The following is a 21955-nucleotide window of genomic DNA, read 5'->3' as shown; positions in this document are numbered from 1 at the left end:
CCTGACGACAATCGCTGACTAACGGATACAACCGCAGCGATAGGATGCATTCGTGAAATCAACCCTTGAGCAGAAAGTCTTTCTTGCTCTGTTGCTCGTCGTAAGCATTGCCTTCGGCTGGATACTCTATCCGTTCTACGGGGCGGTGTTTTGGGCCGTCATTCTGGCAATTATCTTTTCGCCGCTGCAACGCCGATTGCAACGCCATATGGGGTACCGGCGAAACCTGACAGCGATCATTACTTTATTGGTTTGCCTGATCGTTGCGGTGCTCCCAGTGATTCTGATTACCGGTCTTCTGGTCCAGGAAGGTTCGTCGCTCTACCAACAGATGGAAAGTGGTGAGCTTGACGTCGGCCAGTTCGTGGGTGGGATGAAGAACCTGCTGCCGGACTCGCTGCAGCAGCAGCTGCAACGCTTCGGTTTTGGCAATCTGGATCAGATGCGTGAACGCCTTGCCAGTGGCGCGTTGCAGGGCAGCCAGTACCTTGCGACCAAGGCGTTCAGTTTCGGACAGGGCACCTTTCAGTTCCTCGTCAGCTTTTTTGTGATGCTGTATTTGCTGTTCTTCTTCATCCGGGACGGGCGCGAGCTGGTTGTGAAAATCCGCCGCGCGCTGCCGCTAAGCGATAACCAGAAACGCAGGCTGTTCAGCAAGTTCACCCGGGTGGTTCGCGCCACTGTCAAAGGCAACATCGTGGTGGCAGCTACTCAGGGATTTCTCGGCGGGGTGATCTTTGCGATTCTTGGGATACCGGCATCGTTGCTCTGGGGCGTGCTGATGGCGTTTCTATCCTTGCTGCCCGCAATCGGTGCCGGCCTGATATGGACGCCGGTTGCGATCTACTTTCTGGTACAGGGCATGGTCATCCAGGCCGTGATACTGACGCTCTACGGCATTCTGGTGATTGGCCTGGTAGACAATTTCCTCAGGCCGGTCCTGGTGGGTAAGGACACCAAGATGCCTGATTATCTGGTGCTGATCTCGACGTTGGGCGGTCTCGCCCTGTTTGGCCTGAATGGCTTCGTCATAGGGCCGCTGATTGCTGCCTTGTTCATGTCGTCGTGGGCCTTGTTCATCACCCCTGACGCTAAACCTACACCCGAGTAGGCGTCCGGGCGGAGCCGGACGCCGCTCTTGGGCTAGAGAATACGCCCGCCATCGTCACGCGTGATGATCACCGTCGCCGAACGCGGCCTGCGACCAGGGCCGTCGGGCCAGGTGCTGGTGTATTCCGTTGGCGTTGATCCTTCCCCCGGGTGCTGGATGTTCACAAACAGCGTGCGGAAGTCCGGAGTAGCGGTGATACCGGTCACTTCGGCTCCCTTGGGGCCGACCAGGAAGCGCTTGGTTTCGCCGCTCTTCGGGTCCGAAATCAGCATCTGGTTGTTGCCGAAGGGGCCGCTTTTGAGTTGACTTCCGCTCATGTCGGTCTGGATCCAGAGTCGTCCTTCCTCGTCGAACCAAAGCCCGTCCGGGCTCGCCATGATGTTTTCGTCAGTCAGTGGCCGACCGCGCGGATCTCGGCTGTCACTCTGTGGCCCGGCGAGCAAGTACAGATCCCACTGGAACTGCGTGCCAATCTGATTCTTGCCAAGCTCACGCCAACGGATGATGTGCCCGGTGGGGTTCGGCGCGCGAGGGTTGGCTGCGTCGGCTTCCTGCCGCGAGCTGTTGTTGGTGAGCGTGAAATACACCTCACCGGTGTCGGGATGAACGGCGCCCCACTCAGGGCGGTCCATTTTGGTCGCGCCAACGATGTCTGCTGCCAGACGAGTATTGATCAGTACTTCGCCCTGATCGGCAAAGCTGACGTTTGCTGCAGCGCAAGCCTGCTGGAAGGCCGCGTCTTCGATATCCAACGCTAGCCAGTCGCCGCTGCCGTCCGGGTTGAAGCGCGCGACATATAGAGTGCCATCGTCAAGTAGCCGGCCGTCGCTGCGCTGCGGGCGGTACTTGTCGCGACTGATGTACTTGTAGATGTATTCGTTCTGCGAATCGTCGCCGGAGTAGCAGACGAGCGGCCAGCCCGGTTTGGTAGGTGCAAACACCAAGCCTTCGTGGCCAAAGCGGCCCAGCGCAGTGTGCTTGATCGGAGTGGAATCCGGGTCGAAGGGGTCGATTTCGACAATCCAGCCAAACGTATTGGGTTCGTTGCGATAGTCGGCTCGCGGATCTGCGGCTGTCGTGGTCGCATCGAAACGCTCGAATTCGTCGCCGCGGACGGTCTCCCAGCCGTAACGCCCGCTCGAACGAAGGCCGTAGCGCTCCAGGTGGCGAGGCAATTCAGCGTCTCGCGTTGCGAAATAGCCTGCCCAGTTTTCTTCGCAGGTCAGGTAGGTACCCCATGGCGTGTAGCCATTCGCGCAGTTGTTCAGCGTGCCGCGGGTCGACGTACCGCTCGGGCTGTAGCGGGTTTGCATCAGCTCATGGCCACGAGCCGGGCCTTCGATATGCATCGGTGTCGCACCGGTTATGCGGCGGTTGCGCGCGGATGGCAGTACCGACCAGTCTCCCTGAGGGCCACGGCGTACCTCGACGACCGAAACACCGTGCGCGTTGATCTCCTTGCGCACTTCATCGGCATCCACGCGTTTGCCATTGACCACCGTTGGGCCGTTGGGATGCAGCAGCGGGGCATCAATGTACTCGTGATTCAGTACGAGCAGGCCGTGATCACTTTTACGGCCCTTGAAGCGCGCGTCCATCGGGAAGAAATGCATGCCGTCGTGATGCATGCCGGTCTGCTGAGCCTGGTCTTCCGCGCTGTTGCTGGCGTCTTCCAGAAAGGCGGGGTAGCTACCGCAGATTGGCGTGCCCCACGGAATGAACGTCTTCGCGGAAAAACCGGCTGGCACGGTGATGGTGTCAGCGCGGGTGACCGGCACTGCACCAAAGGGGAGGCGATTACGAAGCTGGAAGGGCTGACCACTGCCGATCTTGGCCGGCTCGGCTGCTCCTGCTATCGAAGGCAAGCCGCCCAGAAAGGCAAGCGCACCGAACGCTGCTCCGCTCGCCACGACCTTGCGACGGCCTTGGTTAATGACATCTTGGATGTGAGGGTTGGCGGAATGGTTACTCGGCAGTTCATCGCCGTTGCCGAACAGTATGTTTTGACTATCGTCAGTCACGGTGCAGCTCCATAGGTAATCGACGGAACTGTGACGTTATGTGCTGCTTGCGACAGCTTTATGACACAGGTTTTCGCGGTCGACGAGCGGTACGTGTTTCATGTCTGCGGTACCATCGCAGCCCTGTTTCGGAACGGCCGCCTAAATGAACACTAGCGCTCCGCTTGCCTCGTATCGGCAAGCCATCGCCCGTGAGGGCTACGTCAGTGATGCAGCTCAGCTGCGCACCGTGGAACAGCTGCAGCATTGCTACGAGACGCTGCATGGCAACGCGGCCGGTGAATTGCGCTGCGGTGTCTATCTGTGGGGGCCGGTCGGGCGCGGAAAGATATGGCTGATGGACATGTTCCATCGCAGCCTCAAGGTGCCGGCGAGGCGTCAGCATTTTCACCACTTCATGCGCTGGGTACACATTCGTCTGTTTCAGCTCAACGGCACGTCAGATCCGCTACAGGCGTTAGCGACGGAACTGAGCGAGGACGTGCGGGTGCTGTGTTTCGACGAGCTGTTCGTGGCGGATATCGGCGATGCGATCATCCTGGGCCGGCTGTTTCAGGTGATGTTCGAGCAGGGCGTGGTGATCGTTGCGACGTCCAACCAGCCACCTCATCAGCTCTATGCTGACGGTTTCAACCGCGAGCGCTTCCTGCCCGCTATCGATGCGATCGAGCGCCACATGCATGTAGTGAACGTGGACGGTGGCGCTGATCATCGCTTGCGTCCAGGTGTGGGCGAGCAGCGTTACTGGGTGCGTGATCCCCACGAAGACGGGGTGCTACGTTCTGTCTTCGACAGGTTGAGCGGCGGGGCGACCGCTACGACCGAGCCGGTCCTCATCGGACGCCGGCCGCTGCAAGTTGTGTGCAGCAGCGACTCCGTCCTTTGGTGTCGCTTTGCAGACCTGTGCGCACAGCCATTCTCGGCGCTGGATTTCATCGAGCTATGCGATCGCTACCAGGCGATCCTGATTGGCGACGTGCCGCGGTTGGGCAGCGAGCAGCACGAAGGACGCATCGCTCGTGGAACCGAGGATGGTGCGGTGCGGGTGGAGGCGGGGGATCGTGAGCTACCCAAGTTGGCTGCTCACGATGATAGTGTCCGGCGATTCATCGCTCTGGTGGATGAATGCTATGACCGGGGGGTGCCGCTGTATCTCGAAGCCCAGGTCGCCATGGACGAGCTTTACACCGAGGGCTATCTGTCTTTTGCCTTTCGCCGCACGCTGAGCCGATTGCGCGAGATGCAGTTGCAGCGTTTCGGTAGGGCCGATTAAGCCTCAGTCGCGGTAGAACACCTGCACCAGGTGATAGCCGAACTGGCTTTTGATTGGACCATGCACTTCACGCAGCGGCTTTTTGAAAATCACCTGATCGATGCTGCGCACCATTTGCCCAGGGCGAACTTCGCCTAGATCACCGCCTTTCTTGCCCGACGGGCAGGTCGAAAACTTCCTCGCTAACACATCGAAGGCTTCGCCGTTGGCGATGCGCTTTTTCAGCTGCGCAGCTTCAGCTTCGGTGTTGACCAAGATGTGACGGGCCATGGCTTTCGGCATTGTGGATCTCCTCGGATGCGGCGGCGATTGTAGTCATCCAGCCCGGGAAACCGAAGCGGGAATCGGATGGGGTCGACCTTTGATCTGCAAACAAACCCGACGAACGGTGTTTATGGTTGCTGTATGTTAGCGCTACCATTCGGTCCACAAACATAATGTGGCACAACGATGCCGCCGGAGACCGACAGTGGATTACCACTCCCACAGCGAATTTCCCGCAAATCGCCGCGCATTGGTGGTCATGGGTGTCAGTGGTTCGGGCAAGACCGAAACCAGCCATGCCGTGGCCGATGCCTTGGGCTTTCGACACATCGAAGCCGATCATTTCCATCCCGAAGAAAACGTTGCGCGCATGCGTGCCGGCACGCCTTTGTCGGATGCCGACCGGGTCGAGTGGCTGCAAAGGCTCGTCATCGAAATGCAGCGTGCCATCGAGGACGACGTCGGCTTCGTTCTCGCCTGTTCTGCCCTGAAGCGCCGTTACCGCGACCTGTTGCGCGACGCCGTGCCTGGCTTGTGCTTCGCGCACCTGTCCATCGACTACGAGACGGCGATCCAGCGCGTCGGTGGGCGCGCCGGGCATTTCATGCCGATTTCGCTGGTGGACAGCCAGTTCGCGACGCTCGAGTCGCCGGCAGGTGAGCCCCACGTGCTTGTGGTCGATGCCAGCCAGCCGCGAGAGCAGGTCCTGAACGAGATCACCCGCTGGATGAATCAGGACGGCGGTTTGGCTATCAATGCCAAGGAAGACCTTTCCGCGGCTCCGCTTGATAGCGCTAACAAGCGCAGCGGCGAGCACGGCGGTCAACGCGCCAGCGAGCCAAGCAATCAGGCCAATGTCCATAACGTAGAACCGAAGGGAGCCGAGCTGACTACCCACGCCATTTATGGCGGCAAATTTGCTCAGGGCTTCGATCGAATTACGGATTGGCTGATGGCAGCGCTGCTGGCCTTCATGGTCATCGTGGTGTTCAGCAGTGTGGTCTTGCGCTATGCCTTCGGTACTGGTTGGACGGGCGCAGAAGAACTCTCAAGGCTGGCCTTCGTTTGGCTGGTGTTCGTCGGTGTGGCTTCGAGCATGCGCCGAGGCGAGCTGATGGCCTTCAGCATGATTCGTGACCGGTTTCCGCATCTGCTCCGCCGCTTGGTGGACTCGGTCAGCTGGATCATGGTCGCAGTGGCCAGTGCGTTGGCCGCAATGGGCGGATGGAATCAGATGCAGTTCGGCTGGACCATCAACAGCCCGGTGGTGGGGTATCCGCTGGCCGTGGCCATGGTTCCGGTCGCGGCCAGCATGGTCGCACTCGCTGTCCTTGCGCTGATCCAGCTGGTGAATGTCTGGCGTCGACAGCCGCCGTTACCCATCGCCGAAGCCAACGTAACGGCCGATTGATCCCCGATAACAACAAGGGCATGCGCCCACCCGAGGTCCGTACATGACTGTCGTCGTCTTCTTATCGTCATTGTTTGGCTTCATGGCCTTCGGTATGCCGATTGCCTTCGCGCTGATTCTTACCGGCGCGGTGCTGATGTGGTACCTGGATTTCTGGGATGTGCAGCTGCTAGCGCAGAACCTTCAGGCTGGTGCCGACAGCTTCCCGCTGTTGGCTGTGCCGTTCTTCATCCTGGCTGGCGAGTTGATGAATGCGGGCGGCATCTCGCGCCGGATCATCAATATGGCGCAGGCCTACTTCGGCCATAAGCGCGGGGGCCTTGGCTATGTGGCGATTGCGGCGTCGGTCCTGCTGGCAAGCATGTCCGGCTCGGCCCTGGCCGATACCGCCGCCCTGGCAACACTGTTGCTCCCAATGATGCGTGAGCGCGGTTACCCGCTGAGCTCGTCTTCGGGCTTGGTGGCCGCCGGCGGCATCATCGCGCCGATCATCCCGCCGTCGATGCCATTCGTGATCTACGGCGTTGTCACCAACACCTCCATCAGTCAGCTGTTCCTTGCCGGTATGGTGCCGGGCCTGATCATGGGCGTAGGACTGGTGGTGGCCTGGACGATGATCGCCCGCCGGATCGATGAACCCCCACAGGAAAAAGCCAGCGGAGCTGAACGCCGCAAGGCGCTTGTCGACGGCGCGGCTGCGCTGATGCTGCCGGTGATCATCGTGGGTGGCTTGCGTTTCGGTCTGTTCACGCCGACCGAGGCGGCTGTGGTGGCCGCGGTCTATGCATTGCTGGTGTCGACGCTGCTGTACCGCGAACTGAGCTGGAACGGTGTGATCGAGGTGTTGACCCGCGCCAGCCGCACCACGGCGTCGGTCATGTTCCTTTGCGCTGCTGCGATCGTCTCCGCCTACATGATTACGCTAGCTCAGCTGCCGGACGAGATCGCTTCGATGCTCGGCCCGCTGGCGGAAGATCCCAAGCTGCTGATGGTCGCCATCATGGTGTTGATGATCGCTATCGGCATGGTGCTCGACCTGACCCCGACCATCCTGATTCTCGGGCCGGTGTTGGCGCCGATTGCAGTGAAGGCCGGAATCAACCCGGTGTACTTCGGCGTGATGTTCGTGCTGATCGGCTCGATCGGGCTGATCACGCCACCCGTTGGCACGGTACTCAACGTTGTCGGCGGAATAGGGCGGCTGCGCATGGAAACGCTGGTGCGCGGTGTCATCCCGTTCTTCCTCATCTATCTGGCCATCGTCGTCCTGTTGATTGCAGTGCCGTCGATCATCACCGTGCCGTTGGAATGGCTACGGTGACCGAGGCTTGAGCTTCAACCCTTCATCCACAACAACAAAAGGTAAGTGAACATGAAACGATTTCTCATCGCGGCCCTGGCCGCCACTACGCTTAGCAGCGCTATCACCGCAGTGACCGCTCAGGCAGCCGACGATATCCGGCCACGGATGATTCGCTTCGGCTACGGGCTCAACGAAGACAGCAATCAGGGGCGCGCCGCGAAGCTGCTGGCCGAGGAGATCGCCAAGGCGTCCGATGGCAAGCTCAAGGTTCGTACCTTCGGTTCTGCCAGCCTGGGTTCTGATGATCAGATGCAGAACGCGCTGATGGGCGGCGCTCAGGAAATGATGGTTGGTTCGACGGCTACCCTGGTCGGTGTTGCCGAAGAAATGGCGGTCTGGGACACGCCGTTCCTTTTCGAGAGCGAGAAGCAGGCCGATCACGTGCTGGATGGCCCGGTCGGTCAGAAGGTCATGGATGCGCTGGAAGAAAAGGGCCTCGTTGGCTTGGCGTATTGGGAAAACGGCTTCCGTAACCTGACCAACAATGTGCGTCCTGTCGAGAAGCTGGAAGACTTCGACGGCATCAAGTTGCGCGTGATGCCAAACCCTGTGTTCATCGATACCTTCAAGCTGATGGGCGCCAACGCTGTCCCGCTGCCGTTCTCCGAGCTGTTCACGGCACTGGAAACCAAGGCAGTCGACGGCCAGGAAAACCCCTATAACACCATCCTCTCGTCCAAGTTCTACGAGGTACAGAAGTACCTGAGCGTGACCAACCACGTGTACAGCCCCTGGATCGTCACGGCATCCAAGCGCTGGTGGGATGGCCTGTCGAAAACCGAACAGGACATCATCATGAAGGCGGCGCAGACGGCGCGTGATTTCGAACGTGAGGACACTCGCGCCGAAGCCCGCGAGGCCCTGGCCAAGATCAAGGAGCAGGGTATGGAGGTGAACAAGGTCAGCCCGGAAGAGATCCAGCGCATGCGGGAACAGGCTAAACCGGCCATTCAGACCGTGATCGATACGGTTGGCGAGCCTCTGTTTAACGAAGTACAGGCAGCGGTCGAGAAAGCCCCGAAGTAATCGGACGCGCCCCATGCAGGCCATGTAAAACCCAGCGAGCGATAGCGTTCGCATGACCTGCTTAGGGCGCCTTCCCGTATAGAATCTCCGCCCCCTCGCTGCTGGATCCCGCTATGAGCTCTCGCCGTCGCCGTTCGCTGGAGCGGGCCACCTTATCCGATGTGGCTCGCGCTGCCGGTTGTTCGCTGATGTCCGCCTCGCGTGCGCTGTCGCAACCCGAACGGGTGTCGGACGCCTTGCGCGAGCGGGTGATGGCTGCGGTCAAAACCTTGGGTTACGTCCCGCATACGGCAGCGCGAAACCTGGCGAGCGCACGTTCGAATCTTGTCGCGGTGATCATTCCGTCGCTGTCGAACGCCGTGTTCGTCGATACCGTCGAAGCCATTCAGCGTGTGCTAATGCCGGCGGGTTACGAGCTGATGATCGGCGTCAGCCATTACCATCCCGAAGAAGACGAACGCCTGTTGCGTGCTTACCTCGCGCATCAACCGGCTGGGCTGCTGGTCACCGGCTTCGAGCGCAGCGACGCCGCGCGCGAAGTGCTCGGCAGCTACACCAGTCCGATTGTGACGCTGATGGAGCTGAGCGAAGCCGACGAGGAGTACTGCGTCGGTTTTTCCCAGCTTGAAGCCGGTGCGGCCATGACCCGCAAGCTGCTCGAGCGCGGCTACCGCAACATTGCCTTCGCGGCTGCGCAGCTTGACCCCCGAACCCTGCAACGTGCCGAAGGCTATCGGCAGGTCATGCGCGAGGCCTCGCGTTACGATGCCGCACTTGAACTGCTCACACCGCAGGTTTCGTCCATCGGGCTGGGCGCCGAGTTGCTCGATCGGTTACTGGCGCAGCATCCAGAAATCGATGCAATTTTCTTCAACAACGATGACTTGGCGTTGGGCGCACTGTTTCGTGCTCGCCAGCTGAACTTGGCCGTGCCGGAGCGGCTAGCGGTTGCCGGGTTCAACGATCTGCCGGCCGCCGCGTGGATGCATCCGGCGCTGACCACGGTACGCACCATCCGCGGCGAGATTGGCAAGCTGGCTGGGCAAATGTTGCTGAGCTTGATGCGCGGCGAGTCGCCACCGCAGCGGCATATCGATGTAGGTTTTGAAGTGGTGATGCGCGAAAGTGCATGAGTCAAACCGGCACGCATTGCACGTGCCGGCCGATCTAGCATTTAAGCGGGCAAATCAGTCGGCCTGCTGCGCCGCCGTAACCTGCTGAGCGATCTCGATCATCTGTTCGCGCATCCAACGGTTGGCCGGGTCCTGATCGGTGCTCTCGTGCCAGTAGATGTGTGTCTCCAACGGTGGGATATCCACCGGCAGTGGCACCTGATACAGGTCATGACGCCGGGCGAAACGCTCAGGAACCGTCACTGCCATATCAGTCTGCTGAATCACCTGGGTGGCCATCATGTAGTGCTGCGAGCGCAAGGCGATTTTGCGCTGTTGGCCCATCTTGCCGAGTGCCAGGTCAACCATGCCCAGCCCGCTACGACGGCTGGAAATATGGATATGCGACAGCGAGAGGTATTCCTCGACGCTGAGCTTGTCCTTAGCCAGCGGGTGTCCGCGGCGCATGGCACAGACGTAGCGGTCCTCCAGCAGCTTGACGTGGCGCACCTGCGGATCGGTATTCAACGGGGCGTCCATGGCGAAATCCAGGCGTCCGGCCGCCAGTTCCTTCGTGGTTTCGCGGCGCTTGGCGAGCATGCTTTCGATTTTCACGTTTGGCGCCAGTCGACGCAGGCGCTGGAACAGCGGCGGCAGCACCACGGCCTCGGTTAGGTCGGTCATGCTGATTCGAAAGGTCTTGTTTGCCTGCAGCGGATTAAAGGTGCGGCTTTCCTGCACCGAGACGCGCAGCAACTGCAGCGCGTTGCGCACAGGGCCGATGATGTTCTGTGCCATCGGCGTCGGCACCATGCCTTGCGCGGTGCGCACAAATAGCGGGTCGTTGAAGGTTTCCCGCAGGCGGGCCAGTGCGTTCGAAACGGCCGGCTGGGTGATGCCGACGATCTGCCCGGCGCGGGTCAGGTTCGCTTCGGTGTAGATCGCGTCGAAGACGATGAAAAGATTCAGATCGACCTTGTTCAGGTTCATTGTTGTGCTCTCCGGCGTGTATCGGAATTCGCCGATCATATATCGGTGATGAATGTTTATACACGAGGAAAATAGCTTAGATAAATCACCAGGCCTCCTCTAGCATTCAAAACTACAAAACATTACCTGCCAGAAGGTTGTCGCCCATGGATTTCGCCTACTCCCCGAAGGTTCAAGAGCTGAGAGAGCGCGTGCAAGCGTTCATGGATGCTCACGTCTATCCCGCCGAAAAGGTCTTCTATCAGCAGGTTGCAGAGGGTGACCGCTGGCAGCCGACCGCCATCGTCGAGGAGCTTAAGGCCAAGGCAAAAGCCGAGGGTCTATGGAACCTGTTTCTGCCAGATTCCGAGCTGGGCGCCGGCCTGACCAACACCGAATACGCGCCGCTGGCAGAAATCATGGGCAGCTCGGGGCTTGGCCCGGAGGCATTCAACTGCTCGGCGCCGGACACCGGCAACATGGAAGTGCTGGTTCGCTACGGCAGCGAAGCGCACAAGAAGCAGTGGCTGGAGCCGTTGCTGCGCGGCGAGATCCGTTCGGCCTTCGGCATGACCGAGCCAGGCGTAGCTTCGTCCGACGCCACTAACATGGAAGCCCGTGCGGTGCGCGAGGGTGACGAATGGGTCATCAACGGCCGCAAGTGGTGGACTTCAGGTGCCTGCGACCCGCGTTGCAAGGTGATGATCTTCATGGGGCTGACCAACCCGGACGCGCCGCGCCATCAGCAGCACTCGATGATCCTCGTGCCGATGGACGCGCCGGGTCTGAAAGTCCTTCGTCCGCTGCCGGTGTTCGGCTACGACGATGCGCCGCACGGCCACGCCGAAGTGCTGCTGGAAAATGTTCGCGTGCCATACGAGAACGTGCTGCTGGGTGAGGGCCGTGGCTTCGAGATTGCTCAGGGCCGCCTCGGCCCGGGCCGTATTCACCACTGCATGCGCTCCGTCGGTGTAGCCGAGCGCGCATTGAAGCTGATGTGCGAGCGCTCGGTGAACCGCACGGCGTTCGGCAAGCCGCTGGCGCGACTGGGTGCCAACCTCGACCACATCGCTGAGTGCCGCATCGAGATCAACATGGCGCGCCTGCTGACGCTCAATGCCGCGTACATGATGGACACGGTGGGCAACAAGATCGCGGCGAGCGAGATTGCGCAGATCAAGGTTGTGGCGCCAAACGTTGCGCTGAAGGTGATCGACCGCGCTATTCAGATTCATGGTGGTGCCGGTGTGTCCGAAGACTTCCCGCTGGCCCACTGGTGGGCCATGCAGCGCACCCTGCGTCTGGCGGACGGCCCGGACGAGGTACACCGCGCTTCGATCGCCAAGCATGAACTGGGCAAGTACTTCCCGCGGGAAATGTTGCGTAGCCGTTGAGCCATCGGTAGGTCCGAGCAGAAAGGTAAAAGCAAAGCCACTCAAGTGGCTTTGCTTTTTTATGCACCGACAGTTGAGCTATTAAGGGCGAGCTCGTGTACCTGACTGCGCCAGGTCGCCTAAAGGCGACACTGTGCTCAGAGTGACCGTAGGGTGGGCTTCAGCCCACCAGCAAGGGGATCGGTGGGCTTGAAGCCCACCCTACAAACGGCGCGCTGCCTGTAGGTGCGAGCCACCAGTGATTCCGCGCCCTGGGGTCGCTTAACGCCCGGTTCGAGAACAACGTCGGTTCATCACGGCGTGGCTGTCGTCAGGTCCGGCGGGGTAGGTTGTCCGTAAGTGGCGAAGACCAGCTCTCGATAACGCCGGTAAGCCTGTTCGTAGGCCTGAACGGCATCGGCTTCAGGCTCGACCGCGGTTGCCTCGTCAATACTGACGCAGCGCTCGCAAAGGGCTGCGAGGCTGGCATGCGAATCGCTCTGTCTCGCATGGCACCATGCAGCCTGAATCGCACCGCCGAGCGCGGCGGCCTCGCTATGAGTGGTGCAGACCACTGGTGTCGCCATCATGTCGGCAACCATCTGCCGCCATTGCGGACTCTTCGCGCCGCCGCCGATAAGTTGGATACGTTCGCTGCGAATCCCGCTTTCCCGCAACAGATCCAACCCATAGCGCAGGCCAAAGGTTACGCCCTCGACCACGGCACGACAGAGATTGGCCCGAGTCAGGTTTTCTGCAGTCAGGCCGTGCAGGCTGGCTGTGGCCTGGGGCAGGGCAGGCACGCGCTCGCCATTCAGGAATGGCAGCAGGGTGACGCCTTCGGCTCCAATCGGCGCCTGCGCCACCAGGACATTGAATTGATCGAGGTCGAGCTGCAGCAGATCGCGTATGGCGCCGTTCGCGTTGGTCAGGTTCATGGTGCAGATCAGTGGCAGCCAGCCGCCGCTGGACGAGCAGAAGGTGGCGACTGAGGGCTGCGGGCTGATCCGGGGTTCTTCGGCGAATGCGTACAAGGTGCCGGAGGTGCCGAGGCTCATGGTGATCGCGCCTGGACTGATATTGCCGGTGCCGATAGCGCCCATCATGTTGTCGCCACCCCCGCTCGAAACGATGGCGTCCGGGTTCAGGCCCAGGCGATGCGCCAGTTCCGGACGGAGCCTGCCGACAGCTTCATCAGGTGCGATCAGCTCCGGCAGCGCGGCTTCGAGTCGCCCACTGGCATCGATATGCCGCAGTATTTCCAGGTCCCAACCCCGCGTTCGGACGTCGAAGTAACCCGTGCCGGATGCATCGCCGTACTCGCTGCAGCAGCGGCCGGTGAGCCAGTAGTTCAGGTAGTCGTGGGGCAGAAGAATATGAGCGATACGCTCGAACAGTTCTGAATGTTGTTCTTTCATCCACAACAGCTTCGATACGGTGTATCCCGGGGCGATGACCACTCCCAGCCGCTCCAGCGAGCCGCGTTCACCACCCAGCCATTGCAATAGCCGCTGGTTTTCCTCGGCGGACTCGGTATCGCACCAGAGCTTGGCGGGCCTTAAAACCTGTCCATCGCGATCGAGTGTGACCAGTCCGTGTTGCTGACCAGAAACACCGATCCCGAGCACCTGATCGCCCGTTACCCCGGCTTCGGCGAGCGCCGCCGCGGTTGCCGCTTCGAATGCAGCTGTCCATTGCTCGACGTGCTGTTCGCGGCGACCGTTTGGGCCGCTGATCAACTCGTGACCGGCCGAACCCTGGCCGAGCACCTGTCCGCTGGCAGCATCGAGCAGCAGTGCCTTGGTGCCCTGGGTGCCGCAATCGATACCGAGAAACATGGTCTGCTCCGTCAACGGGTTAGCAACAGATCGAGGGTGCCGCTTACGCCTAACGTGGTGAGGCGCAGCAGGTTGCGCTCGAACGCCTCGCGGAAGGCCGGCGAGCGGCCTATGTAATTGCCAAAGATCTCCTCCCGCCCGAGCAGGCGCTCGGCAAGCCCTTCATCCTCTTCCACCAGCGACTGGCAGAACTCCGCACGTGGATCGGGGATTCGGTAGTGGTCACCATTTTCGTCTACGCCACGCAGATACAGCGCCCAGGCCGCTACCACCAACGCTGCGCGATCAAGCTCGGCGCCATCAGCGATCAGCCGGTCGATGGTCGGTACGCTGAACTTGGGAAACTTCGATGAGCCGTCGGAACAGACGCGTTCCAGCTGGTCGGCGATGGCGCAATTGGAGAAGCGTTCGATCAGCGTCTGCTTGTACTGGGTGAGGTCTATCCCTGGCACGGGCGCCAGCTGCGGGGTGACGTCCTCGTCCATGTATTGGCGTATGTACTCAACGAATAAAGGGTCGGCCATGGTTTCGTGGACGAAGCGATAACCGCGCAGGAAACCCAGATAGGTCAGCGCAAGGTGGCTGCCGTTCAGCAGCTTGATCTTCATTTCTTCGTAGGGCGTAACGTCGTCGGTGAACTGCACGCCGACGTTCTCCCAGGCCGGTCGGCCGGACACGAACTTGTCTTCAAGCACCCACTGAACGAAAGGCTCGCAAACCACCGGCCAGGCATCGTCAATGCCGTGTTGCTGTTTCAGGTCCTTGCGATGGGCAAGGCTGGTCATCGGCGTGATGCGGTCGACCATGGCGTTGGGAAAGCTGACATAGCGCTCGATCCAGCTTGCCAGTTCGACATCGACCAGACTGGCAAACGCCAGCGTCGCCTTGCGGGTGACGTCGCCGTTGTGCGGCAGGTTATCGCAGGACATCACCGTGAATGCCGGCAGGCCCTGTCCGCGACGTTTGGCCAATGCTGCGCACAGCAGGCCGAATACGCTGATCGGGGCTCGCGGATTCTCCACATCGTGCTGGATATGCGGCAGTGCGGCGTTGAATTCGCCGGTGCTGTCGTCCATGCAATAACCACCTTCGGTGATGGTTAGCGAAACGATGCGGATCGCCGGATCGGCGAGCCGGGAGACCACGGCCTCGGAGCCGTCCTGGCTCACCAGCAGCATGTCGCGAATGCTGCCCATCACGCGGACCTCGGCATCGGGCCGGTCGTCGAGTTCGACTAGGGTGTAGAGGTAGTCCTGCGAGGCGAGGGCGTCGCGCATGGACGATTCGTCGGCGCGCGTGCCAATGCCGCATATGCCCCAGTCGAGCCCTTCACCCGTGTTCATCAACGCATCGATATAGGCCGCCTGGTGGGCGCGATGGAAGCCACCCACGCCGATGTGCGCGATGCCAGCGGTGACGTCGTCCAGGGCGTAGGCTGGACGCGCGATGTGCGCCGGCAGCTGTGGCAGATTCTGTCGTTTCAACTTCATGTCAGGCCTCGCTGGGCGTAAGAATGGAAAGCCGGGGGCCGGATCGCTGCCATTGCGGGCGCAGCGATCTGCCGGTAAGTGGAAGGCTGGTTAGCGGTGGACGGGTCAGGCCACCTGTTGCAGGGATTGGCCGACCGCCAGGCCGTTGCCGTCGAACAGATGGCAATGGGCAGCGTCCAGGCTCAGCCTCAGCGATTCGCCATAGCGCGGCGTGAAGTCGCCCCGGATGCGCATGGTCAACGGCTCGTTCGCCTGGGTGATGACGTGGCAGTAGGTGTCGCTGCCCAGTCGTTCGCTGACGTCGGCTTTGACTTCCAGCTGACAGTTGCCGTCGGTGCTGCGGTTGAGGTGCTCCGGGCGAATTCCTAGCGTTACGGTATCGCCCACCGCGAGAGAAGGGCCGCTGCGCGGAAGGTACAGACGGCAACCAGCGTCCAGTTCCACTTCGCAGCCGGTGGCCTCGACCTGGCTGATACGGCCCTTCATAAAGCCCATCTTTGGAGTGCCGAGAAAGCCCGCGACGAACAGGTTGGCGGGGTTGTGGTAAAGCTCCATGGGTGAACCCACCTGCTCGATGCGCCCACCATTGAGCACCACCACTTTGTCGGCCAGGGTCATGGCTTCGACCTGATCGTGGGTGACGTAGATCATTGTCGCCTGCAGCTCCTGATGCAGGCGCGACAGCTCCAGGCGCATCTGCACACGCAGCGCGGCATCGAGGTTCGACAGGGGCTCATCGAACAGAAATACCTTGGGGTTACGCACGATAGCGCGGCCAATGGCGACACGCTGGCGCTGGCCACCGGAGAGCTGGCGTGGCTTGCGCTCGAGCAGCGGCTCCAGTTCCAGCGTGCGGGCGGCTGCCTCGATCTTGCGCGCCACCTCCTGTTTGTCCGCACCGGCCAGGTCCAGGGCGAAGGACATGTTCTTGCGCACCGTCATGTGCGGGTACAGCGCGTAGGTCTGGAACACCATGGCCAGGTCGCGCTTGGCCGGGCTGACATCAGTGATGTCGCGCCCGTCCAGTTCGATTCTGCCGCCACTGACTTCTTCGAGTCCGGCGATCAGTCGAAGCAAAGTCGACTTGCCACAGCCGGAGGGACCGACGAAGACCACGAATTCGCGATCGCGAATGTCCAGATCGATGCCCTTGATGATGTCGTTGCCGTCGAAGCTTTTCTTCAGGTTATGGACTTTAAGATCTGCCATGTTCGGAATCCTCTATTGTTCTTCTCAGCTCGGCGGCGTTATTTCACGGCGCCGAACGACAGGCCGCGGACCAGCTGCTTCTGGCTGATCCAGCCGAATATCAGAATGGGGGCGCAGGCGAGGGTGGAAACGGCCGAAAGCTTGGCCCAGAACAGGCCTTCCGGGCTGGAGTAGGAGGCGATCAGCGCTGTCAGCGGGGCGGCGTTGGAGGAGGTGAGGTTCAGTGACCAGAAGGCCTCGTTCCAGCACAGGATCAACGACAGCAGCATGGTCGAGGCCAGCCCGCCCTTACTGATCGGCAATAGCACGCGAATCATTTCCTGTATCAGCGTGGCGCCGTCCATGCGCGCCGCTTCGAGGATGTCGCGCGGGATGTCCTTGAAGTAGGTGTAGATCATCCAGACGAGAATCGGCAGGTTGATCAGCGTGTAGATGATGATCAGCACCGTGCGGCTGTCGAGCAGGCCGAACTGCTTGGCCAGCAGATAGATCGGCACCAGCACGCCTACCGGCGGCAGCATCTTGGTCGAGAGCATCCAGAGCAGCGTGCCCTTGGTGCGCTTGGTCTCGTAGAAGGCCATCGAGTAGGCGGCGGGGATGGCGATCAGCATGCCCAGGGCGGTAGCGCCGAAGGAGATGGTTACCGAGTTCCAGGCGTACTTGAAGTAGCCGCTGCGGTCCTGGATCTGCAGGTAGTTCTGCAGGGTCGGGGTGAAGATGAACTGCGGCGGCGTGGCGAAAGCGTCGATCTCGGTCTTCAGGCTGGTCATTAGCATCCAGAAGATCGGGAAGAACAGCAGCAGCGCCACGGCCCAGGCGAACAGCCCGACCACCAGGGTATTGAGGCGGCGACTTTGTTTGAGCGTCAGCATCGGTCTGTCCTCAGTATTTTTCGGTGAGATTCTTGCCGAGCATCCGCACCAGGATGATCGCCGCGATATTGGCGATGACTACCGCGATCAACCCGCCGGCCGATGCCATGCCGACGTCGAATTGCAGCAGCGCCTGGGTGTAGATCAGGTAGGCAAGATTGGTCGAGGCGTAGCCGGGACCACCGCTGGTAGTGGTGAAGATCTCGGCGAAGACCGATAGCAGGAAGATGGTTTCGATCATTACCACCACGGCGATCGGGCGTGCCAGGTGCGGCAGGGTCAGATGCCAGAAGATCGCGACAGGGCCTGCGCCGTCCAAACGTGCGGCTTCCTTCTGTTCCTGGTCGAGGGACTGCATAGCGGTCATCAGGATCAGGATCGCGAAGGGCAGCCATTGCCAGGACACGATGATGATGATCGAGAGCAGCGGATGCTGAGCCAGCCAGTCCACCGGTTGTGCACCAAAGAACTTCCAGACGGCCGCTAGGATTCCCGAGACGGGGTGGTAGATCAGGTTCTTCCAGACCAGTGCGCTAACGGTCGGCATGATGAAGAACGGTGATATCAGCATCACGCGAACGATCCCGCGCCCGGTGAAATCTGCCGCCTCAAGCAGCGCGGAAATCAGTACGCCGAGGACGACGCTGATCAGCAACACGCTGCCAACCAGAATCAGCGTGTTGGTCATGCCAGGCATGAAGCCGGCGTCGGTCAGAAAGTAGTGAAAGTTCTCAAGCCCGACGAACCCGTTCTCGCCGGGATATAACAGGTTGTAGCGGATCACCGAGAAGTAGACGGTCATCGACAGCGGAACCAGCATCCACAGCAGCAACAGCGCAACGGACGGGCTGACGAGAAACCAACTGGGGCCGAACCGGCGCGGCTTGCGCTCGCTCGGCTCGCTTGCCGTATCGGTAACGGGCGCCTTGGGCAAGGCTGTTGAGGTGGTAGCCATGGCTGTGCTCCGGCTGAAAGAAGGCCATGAGGGCTCGGGCGAGCCCTGCCTGGTGTTCACCTTCGGTGAGGAAGGGACGTTGCCTGCTTGCGGTGCCTATTTGGGGTAGCCGGCGCGCTTCATTTCCCGCGTGGTCGACTGCTGCACGGCGGTGAGCATCTGCTCGACCGGCATCTGTCCGGTGAGGGCGGCTGCAAACATCTTACCGACCTGGGTACCGATGGCCTGGAACTCCGGAATGGTCACCAGCTGGATGCCGACATAGGGAACCGGCTTGGCCGATGGCGAGGCGGGATCGGCCTGTTTCAACGATTCCAGCGTGATCTTGGCGAACGGCGCTGCGGCCATGTACTCATCGCTATAGGTAGATTCGCGAGTACCAGGTGGTACGTTAGCTACGCCGTCGGTCTCGGCAACCAGTTCGGCATAGTCCTGCGAGGTGGCCCAGGCTGCGAAGGTCTTGGCCGCTTCCTGCTTGTTCGAGCTAGCAGGAATGGCCAGCGCCCAGGAATAAAGCCAGGCAGAGCCTTTATCGGTCGTTTGTTGAGGCGCGAAGGTGAAGCCGACTTTGTCCGCCACCTTGCTCTGGGAGTTATCGGTGACGAAGGAACCGGCTACGGTGGCATCGACCCACATGGCGCATTTGCCGCTATTGAACAGCGCCAGGTTTTCGTTGAAGCCGTTGCTGGAAGCACCTGGCGGGCCGTACTTGCTCAGCAGGTCCACGTAAAAGTTGGCTGCTTTGGTCCACTCGGGTCCGTTGAATTCCGGCTGCCATTTTTCATCGAACCAGCGCGCGCCGAAGGAATTGGCAACGGTGGTGACCAGCGCCATGTTCTCACCCCAACCGGCCTTGCCGCGCAGGCAGATGCCGTATTGCTCTTCGCTGGGCTTGTGCAGCTTCTCAGCAAATTCGGCCATCTGCGTCCAGGTCGGATGCTCCGGCATCTCCAGCCCGGCCTGCTCGAACAGGTCCTTGCGGTAGTAGGTCATCGAGCTTTCGGCGTAGAACGGCAGCGCATACAGAGTGCCATCGACCGACAGGCCTTCACGCACCGAGGGGAAGACGTCATCGAGGTCGTAGTCATCAGGCAGATTAGTCATGGGGGCCAACCAGCCCTTATTGCCCCAGAGTGAAGCTTCGTACATGCCGATGGTGAGAACGTCGAATTGACCGCCTTGGGTGGCGATGTCGGTGGTCAGGCGCTGGCGCAGGACATTTTCTTCGAGCACGACCCAGTTGAGGTCGATGTCGGGGTGTTGCTCTTCGAAGGTCTTGGAGAGGCGCTGCATGCGGATCATGTCAGCGTTGTTGACGGTCGCAACGGTCAGCGTCTCGGCGACAGCCTGAGTCGCGCCGATCATGGCAAAACAGGTGGTTCCGATTAGCAACTTCGCAAATTTCATCGAGGGCTCCTCTTCCGCGGCCGGAGGGCGGAAGCACTTATTGTTTTTGTTGTGGCTCGCTTACTGCGGTACGAGCGGCTCGCGAGCATTACAACGCCGGGAGTGTCAGGCTCACAAAGCCCTGACTGCACATCATCTGGTACTTTTTTGCACCGTTACGGTTGATCAATGAGGTTGATTTGGTACCTGCGCAAGCGCTCGCTTAGTGTGGGCTAGCGCTCTGAAACCTCGGAGAAAAGCGGCGCGACCGGCCTTTAACCGTTCATGACGGCGGGAGATCCTCATGTGACACGCAGCGACGAAGCGTATCAGCTGGCGAGGTTCTGCTCGGTCAACCGCTGCTCAACCAGACGGCGGTAGCAGGAGGGGGTCATGCCCTTGAGCTGCTGAAAGCGACGATTGAAATTGGACAGGTTATTGAAGCCCGACTCAAAGCAGACGTCGGTGACCGGCTTGTCATTGTCCAGCAGCAGCTCGCAGGACTTGCTGATGCGCAGGCTGTTGACGAACTCGACATAACAGCGCCCAGTGGCGCGTTTGAAAAAGCGTGAAAAATAGGTGGGCTTCATGCCCAGGTGACCCGCGACTTCTTCGAGCGGCAGTTCGCGCATGTAATGGTCGAAGATGTAGTTGACCGCCATGTTGGTGCGGTCGGCGTGGTGCTCATCTCCCAGCTGCGACGAGGTGGCGCCGGAGAGCAGCTGGTAGTCGTCGCAGCTGGCCAGCAGCTCCAGCATGATCAGGAAATAGCCGAGGCGGGTGGCCCCGCCGCTGCCGGCGACCCGATGCATCAGCCTGCTGGCCTCGGCAATGGTCTGCGGACAGCGGTACTCGATCCCATAGCGTGAACGTTCGAGCATCGGCGTCAAACTGCGTAGTTCGGAAAACACGTTGTGGCCCGCTTCGAACAGTTCGTCGGTGAAATTGACGAGCATGTCGCGCTTGGCGACCACTTCACCCTCATCGACCTGGCTGATCCAGTTGTGTGGCAGATTTGGGCCGGTCAGGAACAGGCTGTTGGGACCGAAATTGCCGACATAATCCCCAACGAAGACCTTGCCCGAACTGGCGACGATCAAATGCAGTTCGTATTCCTTGTGGTTGTGCCAGCGCACCAGCGGGCACGGAAAACCATGCTCACGGTAGATCAGCGAGTTGCCGTGGTGATCGCCCATCAGTTCGTAGGATGGGTCGGAGATCTTTAACGCTTTCATGCCCGGTTCCGTCGTCCTTATTGTTGTCCCCTTGGGGTTATAGATGTTCGCGCTGTTATGGCCAACCGTCAGACAATTTCGTATCGGTAGGGCAGGTCCGGGCCGCGACGGGAACAGGTGATTGCCGCTGCCTGAACGGCAAACGCCAGCATGGCTTGCAACTGGTCGCGCTGAATCTGCGCCAGGGCTGCGGCTGTATCCAGCTTGTGTTCGTGCAGGTAGCTGAGCAGCGCGGCCTGGAAGGTATCGCCGGCACCAACCGTATCGCGCACGTTCACAGGTTTTGCCTCCACATAAAACTCGCCCTGGCGGCGGCTGAACAACTGCGCGCCTTCTCTGCCTCGGGTCAACACCACCAGTTCGCAGCCTCCTTGCAACCAGCGCCGGGCGATGGATTCGGGGGTTTCGCCAGGATAAAGCAGAGCCAGATCCTCATCGCTGACCTTGATGAGATGCGCAAGCGCAGCGATCGCCTCGACACGCTCGCGCCAGCGGGCCAGGTCCGGTTCGACGTTTAGGCGGATGTTGGGATCGAAGGAAATGAGCCGGCGCTCGCTTTCGCGGCGGACCAGCGACAGCAGGGTGTCGGCGATCGGGGCGGTGACGATGGAGTAGGAGCCGACGTGAATGCCCCGGATCTCATCGCTGAGCGAGGCGAGATGCTCGGCGCGTGGGAGTCGATCGGCACAGCCTTCGCCGCGAAAGCTGTAGACGGGTGAGCCGTTGGCACCCAGGGCGACCATCGCCAGTGTGGTGGGTGCATCGAAGCCGATCAAATAGCGCGTATCGACTCCTTCGTCCTCGAGCACTTGCCGCAATTGCTGCCCCAAATGGTCTCGGGACATGCCCGTGAACAAAGCCGACGGCGTGCCGAGGCGGGAGAGGCCGACCGCTACGTTAAAGGGCGAGCCGCCAGCCACCGCGTCGAGACTCAAGCGATTGCGCGGGGTGCCCCCGGGCGCTACGAAAACGTCGAACAGGGCTTCGCCACAAACCAGGTACATGATCATTTCCGCTGCTGGAAATCGTTTGAGCTTAATCGTGCCC

Annotated in this window: 18 protein-coding genes; 7 read left to right on the top strand and 11 right to left on the bottom strand. The window is 60.7% G+C overall.

Annotated features, from left to right (window positions below; translation table 11 throughout):
- Window positions 1-52 precede the first annotated feature (52 nt).
- Entirely contained in the window at window positions 53-1111 is a 1059-nt protein-coding gene (locus ACQKEK_RS11955) for an AI-2E family transporter (RefSeq protein ID WP_128121367.1), read from the top strand.
- 32 nt (window positions 1112-1143) lie between these two features.
- Here the strand turns inward: ACQKEK_RS11955 and ACQKEK_RS11950 are convergent, their stop codons facing one another.
- Window positions 1144-3132, bottom strand: coding sequence for a PhoX family protein (locus ACQKEK_RS11950; RefSeq protein ID WP_499142770.1), 1989 nt, complete (start codon window positions 3130-3132; stop codon window positions 1144-1146).
- Between the two features lie 145 nt (window positions 3133-3277).
- On the opposite strand from ACQKEK_RS11950, the gene zapE reads away from it, so the two are divergent.
- Entirely contained in the window at window positions 3278-4405 is a 1128-nt protein-coding gene (gene zapE, locus ACQKEK_RS11945; protein ID WP_499142768.1) for a cell division protein ZapE, read from the top strand.
- Window positions 4406-4408: 3 nt separating this feature from the next.
- Here the strand turns inward: zapE and ACQKEK_RS11940 are convergent, their stop codons facing one another.
- Window positions 4409-4687 (bottom strand): peptidylprolyl isomerase, encoded by a 279-nt coding sequence (locus tag ACQKEK_RS11940; protein ID WP_499142766.1) that lies wholly within the window; start codon window positions 4685-4687, stop codon window positions 4409-4411.
- 241 nt (window positions 4688-4928) lie between these two features.
- Between ACQKEK_RS11940 and ACQKEK_RS11935 the strand changes: the two genes are divergently transcribed.
- The 4 genes from ACQKEK_RS11935 (at window position 4929) to gntR (ending at window position 9602) form a co-directional block, all read left to right on the top strand.
- The gene (locus tag ACQKEK_RS11935; RefSeq protein WP_499142956.1) at window positions 4929-6080 is read left to right on the top strand and encodes a gluconokinase, GntK/IdnK-type; all 1152 of its coding nucleotides are present in this window, start codon (window positions 4929-4931) and stop codon (window positions 6078-6080) included.
- 43 nt (window positions 6081-6123) lie between these two features.
- A complete protein-coding gene (locus tag ACQKEK_RS11930) occupies window positions 6124-7401 on the top strand; it encodes a TRAP transporter large permease (RefSeq protein ID WP_045427684.1) in 1278 nt (425 codons plus the stop codon).
- Window positions 7402-7452: 51 nt separating this feature from the next.
- Window positions 7453-8469, top strand: a complete 1017-nt coding sequence (locus ACQKEK_RS11925) for a TRAP transporter substrate-binding protein (protein ID WP_045427681.1) — start codon at window positions 7453-7455, stop codon at window positions 8467-8469.
- Window positions 8470-8582: 113 nt separating this feature from the next.
- Window positions 8583-9602, top strand: a complete 1020-nt coding sequence (gene gntR, locus ACQKEK_RS11920) for an HTH-type transcriptional regulator GntR (protein ID WP_499142764.1) — start codon at window positions 8583-8585, stop codon at window positions 9600-9602.
- Between the two features lie 54 nt (window positions 9603-9656).
- On the opposite strand, the gene ACQKEK_RS11915 is transcribed toward gntR, so the two are convergent.
- Window positions 9657-10571, bottom strand: a complete 915-nt coding sequence (locus tag ACQKEK_RS11915; RefSeq protein WP_019339258.1) for a LysR family transcriptional regulator — start codon at window positions 10569-10571, stop codon at window positions 9657-9659.
- Between the two features lie 146 nt (window positions 10572-10717).
- Here ACQKEK_RS11915 and ACQKEK_RS11910 point away from each other — a divergent pair, with 146 nt between their 5' ends.
- Complete coding sequence (locus ACQKEK_RS11910) at window positions 10718-11944, top strand: acyl-CoA dehydrogenase (protein WP_045427675.1); 1227 nt, start codon at window positions 10718-10720, stop codon at window positions 11942-11944.
- 293 nt (window positions 11945-12237) lie between these two features.
- Here ACQKEK_RS11910 and xylB read toward each other — a convergent pair whose 3' ends face one another.
- The 8 genes from xylB to ACQKEK_RS11870 all read right to left on the bottom strand — a co-directional run bounded on the left by xylB (window position 12238) and on the right by ACQKEK_RS11870 (window position 21912).
- Window positions 12238-13761: a xylulokinase gene (xylB, locus tag ACQKEK_RS11905; protein ID WP_499142763.1), complete on the bottom strand. Its 1524-nt coding sequence runs from the start codon at window positions 13759-13761 to the stop codon at window positions 12238-12240.
- An 11-nt stretch (window positions 13762-13772) separates the two neighbouring features.
- Complete coding sequence (locus tag ACQKEK_RS11900) at window positions 13773-15251, bottom strand: mannitol dehydrogenase family protein (protein ID WP_499142762.1); 1479 nt, start codon at window positions 15249-15251, stop codon at window positions 13773-13775.
- A gap of 105 nt (window positions 15252-15356) precedes the next feature.
- Window positions 15357-16460: an ABC transporter ATP-binding protein gene (locus ACQKEK_RS11895; protein ID WP_499142761.1), complete on the bottom strand. Its 1104-nt coding sequence runs from the start codon at window positions 16458-16460 to the stop codon at window positions 15357-15359.
- Window positions 16461-16498: 38 nt separating this feature from the next.
- Window positions 16499-17332, bottom strand: coding sequence for a carbohydrate ABC transporter permease (locus ACQKEK_RS11890; protein ID WP_499142760.1), 834 nt, complete (start codon window positions 17330-17332; stop codon window positions 16499-16501).
- 10 nt (window positions 17333-17342) lie between these two features.
- The gene (locus ACQKEK_RS11885; protein WP_499142954.1) at window positions 17343-18152 is read right to left on the bottom strand and encodes a carbohydrate ABC transporter permease; all 810 of its coding nucleotides are present in this window, start codon (window positions 18150-18152) and stop codon (window positions 17343-17345) included.
- A gap of 231 nt (window positions 18153-18383) precedes the next feature.
- Entirely contained in the window at window positions 18384-19652 is a 1269-nt protein-coding gene (locus ACQKEK_RS11880) for an ABC transporter substrate-binding protein (RefSeq protein ID WP_499142953.1), read from the bottom strand.
- Window positions 19653-20002: 350 nt separating this feature from the next.
- Entirely contained in the window at window positions 20003-20908 is a 906-nt protein-coding gene (locus ACQKEK_RS11875) for an AraC family transcriptional regulator (protein ID WP_499142759.1), read from the bottom strand.
- Window positions 20909-20976: 68 nt separating this feature from the next.
- Entirely contained in the window at window positions 20977-21912 is a 936-nt protein-coding gene (locus ACQKEK_RS11870) for a carbohydrate kinase family protein (RefSeq protein WP_499142758.1), read from the bottom strand.
- Between the last annotated feature and the right edge of the window lie 43 nt (window positions 21913-21955).

The sequence above is a fragment of the Pseudomonas sp. NPDC077408 genome (genome assembly GCF_050269105.1).
Lineage (GTDB): Bacteria > Pseudomonadota > Gammaproteobacteria > Pseudomonadales > Pseudomonadaceae > Stutzerimonas.
This window is presented reverse-complemented; position numbering and strand designations above follow the sequence as displayed.